The organism is Mycobacterium kyorinense, from assembly GCF_001672775.1.
GTDB classification, from domain to species: domain Bacteria; phylum Actinomycetota; class Actinomycetes; order Mycobacteriales; family Mycobacteriaceae; genus Mycobacterium; species Mycobacterium kyorinense_A.
Genome location: NZ_LZKJ01000138.1, coordinates 15439 through 31175, shown reverse-complemented (window position 1 = coordinate 31175; position 15737 = coordinate 15439). Strand labels below are relative to the sequence as shown.

General features: G+C 67.4%; 20 protein-coding genes and 2 pseudogenes. 4 read left to right on the top strand and 18 right to left on the bottom strand.

The window, feature by feature from the left end:
- The 11 genes and pseudogenes from A5707_RS15205 to A5707_RS15155 all read right to left on the bottom strand — a co-directional run.
- A pseudogene (locus A5707_RS15205) lies at positions 1-287 on the bottom strand (exopolyphosphatase); the annotation flags it as partial.
- Complete coding sequence (locus A5707_RS15200) at positions 287-1411, bottom strand: glycosyltransferase family 4 protein (protein WP_065015291.1); 1125 nt, start codon at positions 1409-1411, stop codon at positions 287-289. The gene A5707_RS15200 and the pseudogene A5707_RS15205, both read right to left, overlap by 1 nt.
- Positions 1412-1487: 76 nt before the next feature.
- Positions 1488-2390 carry a phosphatidylinositol mannoside acyltransferase gene (locus tag A5707_RS15195; protein WP_156657980.1) on the bottom strand — a complete coding sequence of 301 codons (903 nt, stop codon included), beginning with the start codon at positions 2388-2390 and terminating at the stop codon, positions 1488-1490.
- A gap of 59 nt (positions 2391-2449) precedes the next feature.
- Positions 2450-3103, bottom strand: a complete 654-nt coding sequence (pgsA, locus tag A5707_RS15190) for a phosphatidylinositol phosphate synthase (RefSeq protein ID WP_065015289.1) — start codon at positions 3101-3103, stop codon at positions 2450-2452.
- Positions 3100-3651, bottom strand: a complete 552-nt coding sequence (locus A5707_RS15185) for an HIT family protein (protein WP_065015288.1) — start codon at positions 3649-3651, stop codon at positions 3100-3102. Before A5707_RS15185 ends, pgsA begins: the two co-directional genes overlap by 4 nt.
- A complete protein-coding gene (gene thrS / locus A5707_RS15180) occupies positions 3644-5752 on the bottom strand; it encodes a threonine--tRNA ligase (RefSeq protein ID WP_082969477.1) in 2109 nt (702 codons plus the stop codon). The genes A5707_RS15185 and thrS overlap by 8 nt, the downstream gene beginning before the upstream one ends.
- Before the next feature lie 139 nt (positions 5753-5891).
- Entirely contained in the window at positions 5892-6386 is a 495-nt protein-coding gene (locus A5707_RS15175) for a general stress protein (RefSeq protein ID WP_065015287.1), read from the bottom strand.
- A 95-nt stretch (positions 6387-6481) separates the two neighbouring features.
- The gene (locus A5707_RS15170; protein WP_197495339.1) at positions 6482-7177 is read right to left on the bottom strand and encodes a hypothetical protein; all 696 of its coding nucleotides are present in this window, start codon (positions 7175-7177) and stop codon (positions 6482-6484) included.
- Positions 7156-7569: a TIGR02611 family protein gene (locus A5707_RS15165; protein ID WP_065015286.1), complete on the bottom strand. Its 414-nt coding sequence runs from the start codon at positions 7567-7569 to the stop codon at positions 7156-7158. The genes A5707_RS15170 and A5707_RS15165 overlap by 22 nt, the downstream gene beginning before the upstream one ends.
- A pseudogene (locus A5707_RS15160) lies at positions 7566-8181 on the bottom strand (PaaI family thioesterase). Before A5707_RS15160 ends, A5707_RS15165 begins: the two are co-directional and overlap by 4 nt.
- 87 nt (positions 8182-8268) lie before the next feature.
- On the bottom strand, positions 8269-9153 hold the full coding sequence (locus tag A5707_RS15155) for an aldo/keto reductase (protein WP_065015285.1): 885 nt from the start codon (positions 9151-9153) through the stop codon (positions 8269-8271).
- 58 nt (positions 9154-9211) lie between these two features.
- Between A5707_RS15155 and A5707_RS15150 the strand changes: the two genes are divergently transcribed.
- The gene (locus tag A5707_RS15150) at positions 9212-9709 is read left to right on the top strand and encodes a DUF1990 domain-containing protein (RefSeq protein WP_065015292.1); all 498 of its coding nucleotides are present in this window, start codon (positions 9212-9214) and stop codon (positions 9707-9709) included.
- 28 nt (positions 9710-9737) lie between these two features.
- Here A5707_RS15150 and A5707_RS15145 read toward each other — a convergent pair whose 3' ends face one another.
- Positions 9738-10181 carry a DoxX family membrane protein gene (locus A5707_RS15145; RefSeq protein ID WP_065015284.1) on the bottom strand — a complete coding sequence of 148 codons (444 nt, stop codon included), beginning with the start codon at positions 10179-10181 and terminating at the stop codon, positions 9738-9740.
- 90 nt (positions 10182-10271) lie between these two features.
- Between A5707_RS15145 and A5707_RS15140 the strand changes: the two genes are divergently transcribed.
- On the top strand, positions 10272-10967 hold the full coding sequence (locus A5707_RS15140) for a helix-turn-helix transcriptional regulator (RefSeq protein ID WP_065015283.1): 696 nt from the start codon (positions 10272-10274) through the stop codon (positions 10965-10967).
- Here A5707_RS15140 and A5707_RS15135 read toward each other — a convergent pair.
- Genes A5707_RS15135 through fdxA form a run of 5 tightly spaced genes read right to left on the bottom strand, consistent with a single transcriptional unit; the run spans position 10964 to position 13791 of the window.
- A complete protein-coding gene (locus tag A5707_RS15135) occupies positions 10964-11908 on the bottom strand; it encodes an NAD(P)H-dependent flavin oxidoreductase (RefSeq protein ID WP_065015282.1) in 945 nt (314 codons plus the stop codon). The genes A5707_RS15140 and A5707_RS15135 overlap by 4 nt on opposite strands.
- Positions 11909-11917: 9 nt before the next feature.
- Positions 11918-12259 carry a cupin domain-containing protein gene (locus A5707_RS15130; protein ID WP_065015281.1) on the bottom strand — a complete coding sequence of 114 codons (342 nt, stop codon included), beginning with the start codon at positions 12257-12259 and terminating at the stop codon, positions 11918-11920.
- 29 nt (positions 12260-12288) lie between these two features.
- A complete protein-coding gene (locus tag A5707_RS15125; RefSeq protein ID WP_065015280.1) occupies positions 12289-12717 on the bottom strand; it encodes a hypothetical protein in 429 nt (142 codons plus the stop codon).
- 49 nt (positions 12718-12766) lie between these two features.
- On the bottom strand, positions 12767-13438 hold the full coding sequence (locus tag A5707_RS15120) for a helix-turn-helix transcriptional regulator (protein ID WP_065015279.1): 672 nt from the start codon (positions 13436-13438) through the stop codon (positions 12767-12769).
- Positions 13435-13791: a ferredoxin gene (gene fdxA / locus A5707_RS15115; protein WP_065015278.1), complete on the bottom strand. Its 357-nt coding sequence runs from the start codon at positions 13789-13791 to the stop codon at positions 13435-13437. The genes A5707_RS15120 and fdxA overlap by 4 nt, the downstream gene beginning before the upstream one ends.
- A gap of 151 nt (positions 13792-13942) precedes the next feature.
- On the opposite strand from fdxA, the gene A5707_RS15110 reads away from it, so the two are divergent.
- Positions 13943-14539 carry a DUF2249 domain-containing protein gene (locus A5707_RS15110; protein ID WP_065015277.1) on the top strand — a complete coding sequence of 199 codons (597 nt, stop codon included), beginning with the start codon at positions 13943-13945 and terminating at the stop codon, positions 14537-14539.
- Complete coding sequence (locus A5707_RS15105; RefSeq protein WP_065015276.1) at positions 14539-15342, top strand: class I SAM-dependent methyltransferase; 804 nt, start codon at positions 14539-14541, stop codon at positions 15340-15342. The genes A5707_RS15110 and A5707_RS15105 overlap by 1 nt, the downstream gene beginning before the upstream one ends.
- 7 nt (positions 15343-15349) lie before the next feature.
- Here the strand turns inward: A5707_RS15105 and pcaC are convergent, their stop codons facing one another.
- Complete coding sequence (gene pcaC, locus A5707_RS15100; protein WP_065015275.1) at positions 15350-15736, bottom strand: 4-carboxymuconolactone decarboxylase; 387 nt, start codon at positions 15734-15736, stop codon at positions 15350-15352.
- Position 15737: the final 1 nt, after the last annotated feature.

The window sequence follows — 15737 nt, the reverse complement described above, 5'->3', positions numbered from 1 at the left end:
GCCGACAACTCGTTTTCGCAGGCCTCGCGGTCGTGGCGGGGCGCACGCTCGGCCGCATCGGCCAGCGCCGCCAACCGCTTGCCCTGGGCGGCGCCGTGAAAGGCATCGATCGCGACGGCGCGGGCCACCACGGCGCGGCGGCCCAGGGCACCGTCGAGCGCCTGCCAGGACAGGTCGCAGCGCACATGTAGCCGGTCCAGCCGGTTGGCGGTGTGATAGCCCCAGGCCGCGAGCACCACCAGCAGCACCACGACCAGCACTGCGATAGCCACCACCAGCCAAACCATCAGCTGGCCACCTGAACCTTGGCGCCGGAGCCGGCCACCGTGTCGTAGACCCGCATGATTTGGTTGGCCACCACCGACCAGTCGTACCGGCGCACGGCTTCGGTGCCTGCGGCGACGTAGCGTTCCCGCAGCACATCGTTCTCCAGCACCGCCACCAGGGCTTCGGCCAACGCCGCGCCGTCGTCAACCGGGACCAGCCGGCCGGCCTCGCCGTCGCGCAGCACCCGCCGGAACGCGTGCAGGTCGCTAGCCACCACCGCGGTCCCGGCGGCCATCGCCTCCACGAGCACGATGCCGAAACTTTCGCCGCCGGTGTGGGGCGCGCAGTAGACGTCGGCGCTGCGCAGCGCCGAGGCCTTGCCGGCGTCGTCGACCTGGCCAAGGAACCGCAGATGTTTCGCCAAATCACCTGCAGTCTCGCGCAATTCGTCCTCATCGCCGCGCCCGACAATCAGCACTTGCACGTCGGGCAGATGCTCGACCAGCGCGGGCAACGCGTCGAGCAACACCGACATCCCCTTACGCGGCTCGTCGTAGCGGCCCAAAAACAGCACCGTCTTGCCCGGCCGCGGATATCCGTCCAGCCGCGGCGCCGACGCGATCGCGGCCACGTCCACGCCGTTGGGGATCTCCACCGCATCGGAGCCCAGCGCCTCCATCTGCCAGCGCCGCGCCAGGTCGGACACCGCGATGCGGCCGACGATCTTCTCGTGCCAGGGCCGCAGCACGCCCTGGAATACGGTCAGCGTCAACGATTTGGTGGTCGACGTGTGAAATGTCGCCACAATCGGCCCCTCGGCCACCCGCAGCGCCCACATCGACAAGCTGGGCGCGTTGGGTTCGTGCAGGTGCAGCACGTCGAAATCGCCCTCGGTCAGCCAGCGCCGAACCCGGCGGTGCACCGCGGGACTGAACTGCAGCCGGGCCACCGAGCCGTTGTAGGGGATCGGGACGGCCCGCCCGGCGGACACCACATAGTCGGGCAGCTCGACATGGGGCGACGACGGCGCCAGCACGCTGACCGTGTGCCCGCGGGCGCGCATCACCTCGGCGAGCTGCAGCACATGCGACTGCACCCCGCCCGGCACGTCGAACGAGTAGGGACACACCATCCCGATGCGCATCAGAGTTGTTCCTGCTCCCCGGGTCGCGTCGCTTCAGCTCGCCGGACTCCCGAGCTGGCCTGTCGCTCAGCGCGATTCATTGCCCAGCTTCTCCCCGGGCCGTCCCGGCCCGCATCGTCGCTGGGCGCAGATCGGCCAGCCATTGCGGCTGCAGCATATGCCAGTCGGCGGGGTGTGCGGCGATGTTGCGCGCAAACTGGTCAGCCAGCGCCTGGGTGATGGCGCTGACGTCGCGGCTGGCGCAATCCAGCGGCGGATAGACCTCGAATCGCCATCCGTCGTCGACGAACCAGCAGTGCACCGGTAGCAGCGCCGCCCCGGTCTGGATGGCCAGCGTGGCCGATCCCGCCGGCATCCGGGTGGGCTCGCCGAAGAAGTCGACTTGGACTCCGGTGCGGGTGAGGTCGCGCTCGGCCATCAGGCAGACGACCTTGTTGTCGGTCAGCCGTTGGCTGAGCAGTTCGAACGGTGGCCGTTCGCCGCCGGACAACGGAAGGACCTCGAAGCCGAGACTTTCCCGGTAGTCGATGAACCGCCGGTACAACGACTCGGGCTTGAGCCGCTCGGCGACGGTGGTGAACGTGCCGCGGGTCTGCGACAGCCAGACCCCGGCCATGTCCCAGTTGCCGCTGTGCGGCAACGCCAGCACCGCCCCGCGGCCCGCGGCCAGCGCCGCGTCGAGATGCTGTTGTCCGAGGACCGAGTCATCCAGCTGTTGAGCCAGCCGCTGGTGGTCCATCGACGGCAGCCGGAACGCCTCCCGCCAGTAGCGCGCGTAGGAGGCCAGCGAGGCACGCATCAGTGCGCCGGGCACGTCGGCCGGCGCCACCCCGATCACCCGGGCCAGGTTCTTGCGCAACTGCTCAGGCCCGCCGTTGCGCGAGGCGTAGAGCGCCCCGGCGTCGAACATGTTGCGCGCGGCCAACTCCGGCATGGTGCGCACCATCATCCAGCCGGCCGCATACCCCCAGTCACTCATTCGGCTGGCCAGCGGGAAGCGACTGAGCCCAGGCACTTTCAGTCCCGCCGGCAACGAGATCACGGTTCGCTCTTTTCCGACTCTCCCGGACGCAGCGGATCCGCCGCGCCCGGCGAGGTCCGCACGGTATGCAGCCGCTGCGCGCAGGTGACCATGCTGGCCGCGGCGAGCAGCCACATCGTCACGTGCAGCGCCCACGGCAGCGGGAAGAGTGGCAGGTCGGACAATCCCGCGCCGACCAGCACGATGATCAACCGTTCCGGTCGTTCGATGAAGCCGCCGTCGCCGCGCAGACCGCTGGCTTCGGCGCGGGCCTTGATGTAGGAGATCACCTGTGAGGTCACCAGACAGATCAGCGCGGCCACCACCAGCGACGGGCTGCGTAGGCCAAACGCCGCCCACCACGCCAGCCCGCAGAACACCGCGCCGTCGCTGATGCGGTCGCAGGTGGCGTCCAGCACCGCGCCGAACCGGCTGCCGCCGCCGCTTTCCCGCGCGATCGCACCGTCGAGCAGATCGAACATCACGAAAAACCAGATCACCAAGGCGCCGGCGAACAGTTTGCCGGTCGGGAACAACGTCAGCGAGGCGACCACGGCCGCGGCGGTGCCCAGGATGGTGACACCGTCCGCGGTGAATCCCACCCGCAGGAACGCTCGGGCCAGCGGCGTGGTGACAGTGGCGACTCCCTCGCGGGAAAAGAACTTGCTCATGGTTGCCTGGCCCATTCGGTGGCCAGCAACTCACGGGTGTCGCGCAGCAACTGGGGAATGACCTTGGAGTCACCGATGATCGTGATGAAGTTGGCGTCCCCGCCCCACCGCGGCACGACGTGCACGTGCAGGTGCTCGGCCAGCGACCCGCCCGCCGACGTGCCCAGGTTCAGCCCGACGTTGAAGCCGTGTGGCCGCGACACGTTCTTGATGACGCGAATCGCCTTTTGGGTGAACGCCATCAGCTCTGCGCTTTCCTTGTCGGTGAGGTCCTCGAGTTCGGACACCCGCCGATACGGCACCACCATCAGATGTCCCGGGTTGTACGGGTAGAGGTTGAGCACCGCGTAGACCAGTTCGCCGCGGGCCACCACCAGGCCGTCCTCGTCGGAGAGCTGCGGGATGTCGGTAAAAGGCTGCGCCGGTGTGGAATTGTCCCGCCGCAGCGGCGCCTCGGCCAGATAGCTCATCCGGTAGGGCGTCCACAGCCGCTGTAGGTGGTCCGACTCGCCGACGCCTCTGTCGACGATGTAGTCCTCGTCAGCCACGGCTGCTCACCTTCACTGAATCTGCGGTGGGAGCGGTGTTTTCGCGTTCGGCGATCCATTTCACGATGGCGTCGACGGCCTCGTCGCGGCTTACTCCGTTGATCTGGGTGCGGTCAGGAAACCGGAAACTGATCGCGTCGGCGGCCACGTCACGATCCCCGGCCAGCAGCATGAACGGCACCTTCTGGTTGGTGTGGTTGACGATCTTCTTGGCCATCCGGTCATCGCTGGCATCGACCTCGACCCGCACACCCTTCGAGCGCAGTTGGGCGGCAACGTCTTCCAGATACGGCACATGACCGTCGGCGACGGGGATGCCGACCACCTGCACCGGCGCCAGCCACACCGGGAACGCGCCGGCGTAATGCTCGGTCAGCACGCCGAAGAACCGCTCGATCGACCCGAACAGCGCGCGGTGGATCAGCACCGGCGTCTGCCGGCTGCCGTCGGCGGCGGTGTAATCCAGGTGGAATCGGTCGGGCATGTTGAAGTCGAGCTGGATGGTCGACATCTGCCAATTGCGCCCGAGCGCGTCGTTGACCTGAACCGAGATCTTCGGCCCGTAGAACGCGGCCCCGCCGGGATCGGGCACCAGCTGCAGCCCCGATTCCTCGGCCACTGCGCGCAGGGTTTCGGTGGCTTCGTCCCACACTTCGTCGGTGCCGACGAACTTGTCGGGATCTTTGGTGGACAGCTCCAGGTAGTAGTCGTCCAAGCCGTAGTCGCCGAGCAAGTCGAGCACGAACCGCAGCAGCGACGCGAGTTCGGTACGCAGTTGCTCGCGGGTGCAGTAGATGTGCGCGTCGTCCTGAGTCATCCCGCGTACCCGGGTCAGCCCGTGCACCACGCCGGATTTCTCGTAGCGGTAGACGCTGCCGAACTCGAAGAGCCGCAACGGCAGTTCGCGATAGGACCGCCCGCGGGAGCGGAAGATCAGGTGGTGCATCGGGCAGTTCATCGGCTTGAGGTAGTAGTCCTGCCCCGGCTTGCGCACCGTGCCGTCGTCGTCGTACTCGGCGTCGATATGCATCGGCGGGTACATGCCGTCGGCATACCAGTCCAGGTGCCCGGACGTTTGGAACAGGTCCGCCTTGGTGATGTGCGGAGTGTTGACGAACTGGTAGCCGGCCTCGATGTGCTTACGCCGTGAATACTCCTCCAGCTCGCGGCGCACGATTCCGCCTTTGGGGTGGAAAACCGCCAAGCCCGAGCCGATTTCGTCGGGAAAGCTGAACAGGTCCAGTTCGGCGCCCAGCTTGCGGTGGTCGCGACGTTGGGCCTCTTCGAGCAGGGTCAGGTGGCGGTCGAGGGCCTCTTGGGACTCCCAGGCGGTGCCGTAAATGCGTTGCAGGCTGGCGTTGTTCTGGTCGCCGCGCCAGTACGCCGCCGAGCTGCGGGTCAGCCGGAATGCCGGAATGTGGCGGGTGGTGGGGATGTGCGGACCGCGACACAGGTCACCCCAAACACGTTCTCGGGTACGGGGATTGAGGTTGTCGTAGGCGGTGAGCTCGTCGCCGCCTACCTCCATCACCGTCGGGTCGCCGGACTTGTCGTCGACCAGTTCGAGCTTGTAGGGCTCTCCGGCCAGCTCGGCGCGGGCCTCGTCTTTGGATTCATAGACGCGTCGGGCGAACAGCTGCCCGTCTTTGACGATGCGGCGCATCCGCTTCTCCAGCGCGTCCAGGTCCTCGGGGGTGAACGGCTGCGCCACGTCAAAGTCGTAGTAGAAGCCGTCGGTGATCGGCGGCCCGATCCCGAGTTTGGCGTCCGGGAACATGTCCTGGACGGCCTGGGCCAACACGTGGGCACAGGAGTGCCGGATGACGCTGCGACCTTCGTCGGTGTCGGCGGCAACCGGAACGACCTCGGCGTCGACGTCGGGTATCCAGCTCAGGTCACGCAGTTTGCCATCGGCGTCGCGCACCACCACGACGGCGTCGGGCACCCCGCGCCCTGGCAGCCCCGCATCGCGCACCGCTGCGGCCGCGGGCGTGCCGGCAGCAACCCGGATCGGGGCGTACGGCGATCGCGAGCCCGGCGCATCCGGGCGCTGCGGGTCGCCGCCATTGCCTGTTGAGGCGGGTTGCGCGGGGGCGGTCATGGCGGCGGTCTCCAAGGCTCGGGGGATCGACGACCATGCTATCGGGGCGGTCCTCAGCCAAGCAGGGCCGCCGACAGCGGGCGTGAATCAGCAGCGCCGCTGGTAACGGAATCGTTCGCTGGGGCTCACTGCCATGCAGTCACCCTGCGTGAACGTAACGGGCCGCTTCTTGCGCGTGGTCGGCGGTGACGCAGATGTCGTAACGCTGGGCTTCCAATGTCTGCACGCTGGAGAAGTCGCGCCGACCTCGAGTCGACCAGTGTGCGACGAATCCGAAGACGGCACCCCAGAAGGCCCCGATGGCCACCGCGATGAGCAGCGCCCATATCCAATACGGCCCGACCGTGAAGATCGCGAACAATAACCCGATCAGCAGGCCCCACCAGGCACCGGCGCCCGCGCCGGCCCACGCGGCCCTTGCGTTGGTCAGGCGACCGGTGACGTGTTCGACGGTGCGTACCCCGTCGCCGACGATGCGGACGTGCTCCACGGGAAATCCGCCGTCGGACATCCGGTCGACCAATTGCTGCGCGGCGAAGTAATTATCGAAGGATGCAATCACCTCCCGTCGAACGGGCGGCTCGGCGCCAGCCTGCTGCTGGCTCGGACCGGATTGGCCAGACGGATACACCATTGCAATCTCCTGACGCGTTCTCGACAGCTACGTTCCTCTGGGGTTGACCTGAATCGCCGACCGCAAACGGATGTGCTGCTCGCCGCGTGTCGCCGTCACGAGGCGCTGCGGACCGGTTTGGCGATTTCGCCGTAGTTCAGCGGGGCGTGTGAGTACGTCGGGATCAGCGGCCATTGCCGTTTCCAGGACACGCATTGCGACGACGGGATCACCTGCACCCAGCGTGGGTCGCGCGGCGACGGCGAGGCCATCGTCTTCTCTTTGACCATCGAGTCGTACTGGTCGAGGGTGTCCTCCAGCGTGTTGGCGTTGAGCACCACCTCACGCCCGTAGAACGCGGCCTGCTGCTTGACGCCGGGGATCTTCGACAGTTCCGGCTGCCAATTGTCCGGCGCCATACCGTTTTCCGAGCACACCCAGATACCGTCGGGAGTGTTGACGCACAGCGAATGGTTCCCGTCGGTGTGACCGGGCGTCCACAGCAGGCTCACCCCGACGCCCAGTTCCACGTCGCCGTCGAAGATTTCGAGTCGTTCCGCCGGTACGCCGGCCATCCCGTTCTCGACGTACCAGGCCAGCATCTGGGCCGCCTCCCGTACCGAACCACTGACGCACAAGGAACGCTCGACTGCCGTCGCACTGGTCGGCGGCGTGAACCACCTACTCGTCGACTGGCTGATGACCGGCAGCACCCACCGCCCGGAAGAGCTGGCCGACGTCTGCGCGACCCTGTTCACCGCAGCGCGCCAACGGCTCGACGTATCGGCGGCTAGATCGGGCTCGTCAACCACGACTGTTCGACACCCACCAGGCCCGCCGACCAGTGGACAACGCCGAGCAGCCACATCGTCATCACCACGACCGCCGCGGTGAACGCGACACCCAGCGCCTGCACCCAGCGGCTTTTGCGGGTGAACCATGCCATCGCCGCGTCATAGCGGCTCCTGGCGTAGGTCAGCAGCCGGTGCGCCCAGGCGAACTCGCTGGCAAGGACGGCCAGTCCCAAAAACACGATGGCCCAACCCGGTCCGGGGTACGGAATCGCGATGACGCCAATCGTGAGAACGGTAAGACCGATTACTGCGACGACCATCCGGTAGCCGAGATCGACGACGGGCCAATGGCGTAGCCGATCTCGCCACCGGGTCCAGCGGTGCGTGATTGGCCGTCCTGATGGCGTCACGGTTGTCCTGGCCGTAGTCGTACGAAGAGGGCTTCGGCGTCGGCCAGCACGGTCTCGCCGTCGAGCAGGCGTCCCTCGACGAAGATCTTCCGGCCGGCGGTGCGTCCGATCCCCGCATCGACCCGTAACTCTTTGTCGATCGGCACAATGCGACGGTAGTTCACGTGCAGATAGGCGGTGCGTTGGTAGGGCCCGCCGGTCAGCACAGCGGACGTCAGGCCCAACACCGAATCGAACAGCTGCGCAATCGCGCCGCCGTGCACAGCCGTTGCGTCCCAGATGAAACCGGCGGAACCGGGCCCAGCCGTGGATGCGGCCGTCGTCAGTTCTGGACATCTTCATCGGCACGGTCAGCAGGTTGCCGCGCATCGGCAGGTCCATCCGGCGGCCCGATGGTGATTGCCATTCGTCGGTGTCGTACGGGCCGAGCAGACCGGACACCTTCTCGAGCAGGTCGGCCGCTTCACTGATCACCTCGTCGGGCGCATCGACCGCACGCGCATGGTCCTGCAGCGTCCGCACCGCGTCGATGAACCTGCCGTAGTCGGGTCCACCTTTGGTCGTCGGATCCGGCGGATTGAACCCGCCGCCCGGGTGTTGTTCGCCGGCCATGCCGACACCGTATGTGCACGCGAGAGTGCAACTACCGACGGGTCCACTCGCAAAATGCATCGTGGAATGCACTTTCGCGGCGGCCGGTCAGCTGCTTTGCTGGGCGCCAGCGGCCGACAGCGTCTCGAACTCCTCGTCGGAGAGCGTGATCTCGGCGGCCGCGACGTTCTCCTCGAGGTGCGCCACGCTGGAGGTGCCCGGAATCGGCAACATCACCGGCGAGCGTTTCAGCAGCCAGGCCAGCGACAACTGCGCCGGTGTCGCCTGGTGTTCGGCGGCCATCTGCTGCAGTGGCCCGTCGGGGGCGGCCAGCGGTCCGGCGGCCAGCGGGAACCACGGGATGAAGCCGACACCTTGCTCGGCCGCCGCATCCAGCAGCGGTTCGGCGTCGCGGGCTGTCAGGTTGTACATGTTCTGCACCGACACGATCGGGGTGATCTGCTGGGCGGCGGCCAGTTGGTCGACGTCCACCTCGGACAAGCCGATGTGGCGAATCTTGCCTTCGTCGCGCAACTTCACCAGCTCACCCACCTGATCTTCCAACGGGAAGTTGCGGTCGACGCGGTGCAACTGGAACAGGTCGATGGTGTCGACGCCCAGGCGCCGCAGGCTCATCTCACACTCCTGGCGCAGATAAGTGGGGTTGCCCAACGGCACCCACACATCCGGGCCGGTGCGCAGCAGCCCGGCCTTGGTTGCGATGACCAGTCCCCGGTAGGGATGCAGCGCCTCGCAGATGATCTCCTCAGATACGTAGGGCCCATACGAGTCCGCGGTATCGATGAAGTTGACGCCGAGTTCCACGGCGCGGCGCAACACCCGCACGGCTTCGTCGCGGTCGGCCGGTGGGCCCCAGACGCCCTTGCCGGTGATGCGCATCGCGCCGAACCCGAGCCGGTTGACGGTGAGGTCACCGCCAAGAGTGAAGGTTCCGGAGGCCTGGGCGGGCGTTTGTGAGCTTTGTGCGGTCATGAAGCCGACCGTACGCCGCCAATGCCTCACGCCCGCTACGTCGTGGCAAGCTGAGCTGGTGGACTTGCGCATGCTGGCCGATTTACCGCTGACCTATTCCGAAGTGGGCGCGACCGCCGGGCCGCCGCCGCCGGGCTACCGCCACATCGGCTTTGCCACCCAGATCGGTGCGGGCCAAAAGCGTTTCGACGACGCCGCCGACGCGCTGATGCACTGGGGCATGCAACGCGGCGCCGGACTGCGGGTGACGGCCAGCAGCGACGTGGTCGAGGTGGGCGCCGTCCTGCTGGTCAAGCTCGGCTTCTTGCAGGCACCGTGTCGTGTTGTCTACGTCATCGACGAACCGGACGTCCGGGGATTCGCCTACGGCACGCTGCCCGGTCACCCGGAGTCCGGCGAAGAACGATTCGTCGTACGTCATGACCCGGTGACCGCGGCGGTGTTCGCGGAGGTGTCGGCGTTCTCGCGGCCGGCGACGTGGTGGAGCAAGGCCGGCGGACCGCTCGTGACGCTGGCCCAGCGCATCATCGCCAAGCGCTACGTGCGCGCGGTGTGATGCGCTGGGCCGCACCGGTCGGGTTGGGTCAGACCTGCTTGCCGGCGTGGAAGCCCTGGGCCAGCCGGCCGAGCGCGACGGCGCCGACCAGCAGGCCGAAGTCACGCAGTGCGACGTCGTAGTGACCGGACAGCGTCAGCAGGTCAACGATGATGCCGGCCAGCCAGGCCGCCACCACCCATGCCCCGATGCGCGGCGCGACGGCCACCAGGATGCCGGCCACGATCTCGATCACGCCGACGACGTACATGCACTGGTCGGCGTTGCCGGGAACGATGTCGTTGATCCAGTTGGCCAGATACAACTCGCCCCAGTGGTAGGGATGGGTCAGGAGGTTGAAGAACTTGTCCAGGCCGAACAGGATTGGCGCGACGGTGAACACGACGCGCAACGCGAAGTACGCCGAGTACGCCGGATCCTTCAATCGCTCGGCGAGGGTCGCCGTGGAGGCCGGTGCGTGGGTAGTGGTCATGACTAGCTCCTTACTCTAAAAGATCCTAATTTGAACGTTAGAACGGGGAGTACTCTAACGTCAAGGGTTTAATCCGTTAGAAGTGGAGCTATGGGAGACTTGCAGCGCGACGCCGCCGGAATCGGCGCGCTCGCCGATCCGGTGCGACACGAGCTCTACCGGTTCGTCTGCGCGCAGTCGCAGCCGGTCAGCCGGGATCAAGCAGCTGATGCCGTGGGTATTGCGCGCCACCAGGCGAAGTTCCACCTCGACCGGCTGGAGGCCGAGGGCTTGCTGGAATCGGGCTATGCCCGGTTGACGGGTCGGTCCGGACCCGGGGCGGGCCGCACGTCCAAGCTGTATCAACGGGCCAACCGCGACATCGCGGTCAGCCTGCCGCAGCGCGAGTACGAGCTGGCCGGCCGCCTGATGGCCGAGGCCATCGCCCGCTCCGCGCAGACCGGGATGCCCGCTGTCGAGGTGCTGCAGCAGGTGGCGCACGACTACGGCCGCGCCATCGCCGATGCGGCCGTCCGCGACGGCGAGCAGCCGCCCGACACGCAGTCAGCGCTCGAACTGGCGACGACCGTGCTGGCCGACTACGGCTACGAGCCGCGACGCGCCGACGGCGAGGTCTATCTGGCCAACTGCCCGTTTCATGCGCTGGCTCAAGAACAGACCGAACTGGCCTGCGGCATGAACCATGCGCTGATCACCGGGGTGACCGATGCGCTCACCCCGCACTGTCCCCACGCCCGGTTGCAGCCGCAACCGGAGCGCTGCTGTGTGGTGCTGACGAGCGGTTAGCCCCAGCGGGCAAGCAGAGCTTCGGCGCCCTCGCAGAGCCGGTCGATCACCTCGGCTACCGGGGTCACGGCGGTCACCATGGCCACCCCTTGTCCCGCGTCGACCGGAGCGACCCGGTAATCCTCTGCGGCAATCGCTTCGGCGAGTTCGGCCTGGGCGCTGGAGTCACCGGCGAGCGTGTCCTCACGGCCGTCCCAGCGTGCGACGAACTCGTTGCGCAATACCCGCGACGGAAACCGCTCTTGCCACGGGCGATCACGACCGACGTCGAACACCCGCGTCGTGATGGTGTCCGTCTCGCGGGCAGCGATCAGCATCCGGCGGGCGGGATCGCTGGTCAACGCCTCCGAGGAAACCGACAAGCAGGTGCCCAGCCACGCCCCGCTGGCACCGGCGGCCAGCACCGCGGCCAGGCTGCGCGGCGAGGCGATGCCGCCCGCGGCCAGTACCGGTAGTGACACCGCATCGAGCACGGCATCCAGCAGTGGCAGCGTCGCGATCGTCGCGTCGCCGTGCCCACCGCCCTCGGCGCCCCGGGCGACCAGAACATCGATGCCTGCGTCCTGCGCGCGCCGCGCCTCGTCGCCGTCGTAAACCTGGGTGGCGGTGGCGATTCCGGCATCATGCGCGCGCCGGACCCAAGACCAGTCGGTCCCGAAGCTGACCGACAGCAGGACGGGCCGCGCGGCCAGCGCCGCGTCGAGCAGACCCGGCTCCTTGCGGATCACCCAGTCCACCAGGCCGATTCCGAATGTGCCGCGCACGTGCTGCATCTCGGTGGCCAGTGCCGTCGTCGATCCGGCGCTGCCCATGCCGACCATGCCCAGCCCGCCCGCCGCGGTCACCGCGGCCGCGAGCCGTCCGCCGGCCACGCCGCCCATCGGCGCGTTGACGATCGGCACCCGCAATCCCATGCGGCGTGACCACGGCGTCGAGAGCACAGCGGCGCGCTACGCCGAGGGGATGTTCTTCACCACGGTGAGGATGATGACCGAATCCTCGAGTGATTCCAGCGCGTGCCGTCGCGGCGGGATCGTGACGTGGTCACCGGTTTTGCCCTCCCAGGCTTCGTCTCCGGCGGTCAGCCGCACATGGCCCTGCAGCACCTGCAGCGTCGCCTCCCCCGGGCTGTCGTGTTCGGCCAACTCCTGACCGCTCAGCAGTGCCAGCACCGTCTGGCGCAATTCGAGCGCATGCCCGCCGTGAATCGTGTGCGCGGCCCGACCGCTATGCGCCTCTCGCGCCTTGGCGAGCTGTTCGGCGGCCAGGCTGGTCAGTGAGACGGAGTCCATCGATGAGTCCTTCGGTTGGAGGTGGGCCTTCAGCTGGATAGTAGAAGAACCCCGGCCACGGCCAATGCAACCACCTTGACCAGCTCGAGGCCGACATACCCGTAATGGGCGCGCGAGCGCGGCGCGTTGAGGCCGGCCAGCACCTTGTCGGACCGGCGGTTCAACCGCGGCCGCACCGCACCCAATTGCAAACCCAGCATGGCGAATGCGACGACGAACGCCACGGTGACACCGGTCGGGGGCGGGCTGGCCACGGCGGCCACCAGGATCACCACCGCGAAGGCGACCTCCACGCTGTTGAGCGCGCGAAAGACCAGCCGGCCGATGCCAAGCCCGATCTGCGTGGTGACGTTGGGCGCGCGGAACTTCAGCGGCGCTTCGAGAAACGAGATCGCCAACACCATGCCCAGCCACAGCAAGGTCGCGGCGACGGCGACGGCTGCTCCGGCGCTGCTCATCGGCGCCGCTCCTCAATCCCGGCTACGCCGGCATCTTCGTCGCCGGCGCTCATCTGCCAGAGCCCAAGGTGAGGTGCGCGGTGCACAGGTCCGGTTCGGCGAAGGCGTCCAGCCGATCGACCGCAACCGGTGCCTGCCAGGTTTCCAATGCTCCTTGCATGAGCCCCAAGTGAATCGGGCAGACAACGGCGGTGCGGGTTTCGGCCAGTTCCAGGAAGGGGCAGTGCCGCAGACCAACCTCCTTTTTGCCGCGGCGCTCGGGCGCAAACCCGAGGTCGTCGAGCACGTCCACCAAGTGCTCGATCGATTCCTCGGTCCCGAGAGGTCGGGTCCGTTTGCCGTTCGCGGGCGGCGGTTCCAACCGCTGACCCCAGGCCCGGCCCGCGGCCAGCGCCTTGGCACTCGGATCACGGTCTGCGGCAAAGCCCAACGCCAAGATCTCGGCCAGCAACCGGTAACGGCGCGGGCCGCCGCGGTCCATCTGGCGGGTCGCCCGGAACATCAACGGTGGCCGGCCCGGCCCTTTGCGGCCCGGCGCCACCTGCTCGACCTGCCCCTCGCTGACCAGCGTGTCGAGATGGAAGCGGACGGTGTTGGGGTGCACGTGCAACTCGTCGGCGACAGCGGCGATGCTCATCGGCGCCGTCGCCGCTTTCAACACCCGAAGGACGTCACGCCGACGACCGACGTGTTCGGTTGGTGACCTGACGATGTCGCTCATTCTTCCTGAGTTTCTTCGGCCTTCGGCAGGCTGGCCACCAGCGGGGTGTCGACGCCGAGTGGACCGAGCTTGGCGGCCCCGCCCGGCGAGCCCAGCGGCTCGTCGCGCCCCGGCAACGTCTCGGAGAAGAATGCGTCATTGTCGGCCAGGTAGGGCTGCAGGTCCTCTGGAAGATCGTCTTCGTAGTAGATCGCCTCGACCGGGCAAACCGGTTCGCAGGCACCGCAATCCACGCATTCGTCGGGGTGGATGTAGAGGGCGCGGCCGCCCTCGTAGATGCAGTCGACCGGGCACTCCTCCACGCAGCTCCGGTCCATCACATCAACACATGGTTTCCCGATCACGTACGCCATGGACCGGAGTTTACACAAACTATCTTGTAGAAACTAGTGACGGTGTGGGACCTGTTGCCCCACGAGTCTTTCCGACGGACAGCGGATGCGCTAGGGTTTACACAAGCGCGATTGTAGAAATAGAAGCGGCGGAGAGAGGTAGACAGCACGCATGGCCGAGAACGAACTTGACGTCCGGGAACTGCCGAAACCGCAGAAGCACCCGACGATCTTCGCCACCTATGGCGCACTGTCGGTTGACGAATCGTTTGTGCTGGTGAACAACCATGACCCCAAGCATTTGCACGACGAGTTCGAGGCCGACCACGCCGGCAGCTACGGCTGGGAGTACGTCGAGAAGGGCCCGAAGGTCTGGCGCATCCGAATCACCAAGCGCGCCGCTACTCCGCTCCCCCGAGTGCTGGCCAATACCGCCGATCTTGCGGCCGAGCCCGACGTGACCGGGGCGGTATGGAAGCTGGAAGCTCGCGAGCGCGATCTCGATTCGAACGTGATCGCGCTGGCACCCGACGGCGGGATCGACGCGCACACCGGCGCCGACGTCGACGTCTTGATCCACGTGCTCTCCGGTAGCGGCCGGCTGACCACCGAACAAGGCGTGATCGATTTGGTTCCCGGCGCATTGCTCTGGCTGCCCAAGCGCTCTCGACGCCAGTTCAACGCCGGCCCGGACGGGCTGCGTTATCTGACCGTGCACCAAAAGCGGGAAATCCTTCCGCTCACACCGACCGTGCGGCAGGCCGTCTGATGACCGACCACGACATCCTGCCGTCGGCGGACCGCACCGATGAGGCGGTACACGGGCACTGGCTACTGGCCCGGCTGGGCAAGCGGGTTTTGCGCCCGGGCGGGATCGGCCTGACCCGCACACTGCTGGCCCGCGCCGATGTGGGGGGCGTCGACGTGCTCGAACTGGCTCCCGGAATGGGCCGCACCGCCACCGAGATTCTGGCCCGCCGCCCCCGCTCGTATCTCGGTGCCGAGCAAGACCCCGATGCCGCTCGGGCCGTGCGCAACATCGTTGCGGGACATGGCGATGTCCGGGTCGCCGACGCCGCCCAGACCGGCCTGCCCGACGCCGCAACCGACGTGGTGATCGGTGAGGCGATGCTGACCATGCAGGGCGAGACCGCCAAGCAGGCCATCATCGGCGAGGCGGCACGGGTACTGCGGCCGGGCGGACGCTACGCCATCCACGAACTGGCGCTGACTCCGGACAGCATCGCCGAAGACGTCAAAACCGATGTCCGGCAGTCTCTTGCCCGTGCGATCAAAGTCAACGCCCGCCCGCTCACCGTGGCCGAATGGACCCAGCGCCTGGCCGAGGCGGGGCTGGTCGTCGACGAAGTCGCAACAGCGCCGATGGCGCTGTTACAGCCGCGGCGGCTGGTCGCCGACGAAGGACTGTGGGGGGCACTGCGATTCGCCAAAAACCTGCTCACCCACCACGATGCGCGACGGCGCGTGCTGATCATGCGTCGCACGTTCCGCAAATACCGCGAGCAGCTGATCGCCGTGGCGATCATCGCTCACAAACCGGCAACCGAGTGAAACTTCCTCACTGAGCGTCGATTTCGGCGAACACGCGCTGGGCGATCCGGAAAGCGCTGTTCGCATCCGGCACGCTGCAGTAGATGGCAGTCTGCAGCAGCACTTCCTTGATCTCATCGCGGGTCAGCCCGTTGCGCAGCGCGGCCCGGAGATGCGCCGCGAGTTCTTCGTCGCGCCCACGGGCGATCAGTGCGGTCAGCGCGATCAGTGAGCGGCTGCGCCGATCCAGCCCCGGCCGCGTCCAGATCGCACCCCAGGCGAATTCGGTGATGAGGGACTGAAAGTCGCGGGTGAAGTCGGTGATCTGCGAGTCGGCGCGTTGCACATAGTGCTCGCCGAGCACTTCGCGCCGCACTGCCATCCCGCCCTCGTAGCGGTCGTTGACCCCGGCCATC

What these genes read in the sequence shown, in the direction of transcription:
- A5707_RS15110 (WP_065015277.1), top strand. Translation starts at nt 13,943, where the DNA reads ATGGCCGAGAACGAACTTGACGTCCGGGAACTGCCGAAACCGCAGAAG.
- fdxA (WP_065015278.1), bottom strand. Translation starts at nt 13,791, where the DNA reads ATGGCGTACGTGATCGGGAAACCATGTGTTGATGTGATGGACCGGAGC.
- A5707_RS15155 (WP_065015285.1), bottom strand. Translation starts at nt 9,153, where the DNA reads ATGACCGCACAAAGCTCACAAACGCCCGCCCAGGCCTCCGGAACCTTC.
- pcaC (WP_065015275.1), bottom strand. Translation starts at nt 15,736, where the DNA reads ATGGCCGGGGTCAACGACCGCTACGAGGGCGGGATGGCAGTGCGGCGC.
- thrS (WP_082969477.1), bottom strand. Translation starts at nt 5,752, where the DNA reads ATGACCGCCCCCGCGCAACCCGCCTCAACAGGCAATGGCGGCGACCCG.
- A5707_RS15200 (WP_065015291.1), bottom strand. Translation starts at nt 1,411, where the DNA reads ATGCGCATCGGGATGGTGTGTCCCTACTCGTTCGACGTGCCGGGCGGG.
- pgsA (WP_065015289.1), bottom strand. Translation starts at nt 3,103, where the DNA reads ATGAGCAAGTTCTTTTCCCGCGAGGGAGTCGCCACTGTCACCACGCCG.
- A5707_RS15140 (WP_065015283.1), top strand. Translation starts at nt 10,272, where the DNA reads ATGGGAGACTTGCAGCGCGACGCCGCCGGAATCGGCGCGCTCGCCGAT.
- A5707_RS15175 (WP_065015287.1), bottom strand. Translation starts at nt 6,386, where the DNA reads ATGGTGTATCCGTCTGGCCAATCCGGTCCGAGCCAGCAGCAGGCTGGC.
- A5707_RS15120 (WP_065015279.1), bottom strand. Translation starts at nt 13,438, where the DNA reads ATGAGCGACATCGTCAGGTCACCAACCGAACACGTCGGTCGTCGGCGT.
- A5707_RS15145 (WP_065015284.1), bottom strand. Translation starts at nt 10,181, where the DNA reads ATGACCACTACCCACGCACCGGCCTCCACGGCGACCCTCGCCGAGCGA.
- A5707_RS15195 (WP_156657980.1), bottom strand. Translation starts at nt 2,390, where the DNA reads ATGAGTGACTGGGGGTATGCGGCCGGCTGGATGATGGTGCGCACCATG.
- A5707_RS15105 (WP_065015276.1), top strand. Translation starts at nt 14,539, where the DNA reads ATGACCGACCACGACATCCTGCCGTCGGCGGACCGCACCGATGAGGCG.
- A5707_RS15130 (WP_065015281.1), bottom strand. Translation starts at nt 12,259, where the DNA reads ATGGACTCCGTCTCACTGACCAGCCTGGCCGCCGAACAGCTCGCCAAG.
- A5707_RS15125 (WP_065015280.1), bottom strand. Translation starts at nt 12,717, where the DNA reads ATGAGCAGCGCCGGAGCAGCCGTCGCCGTCGCCGCGACCTTGCTGTGG.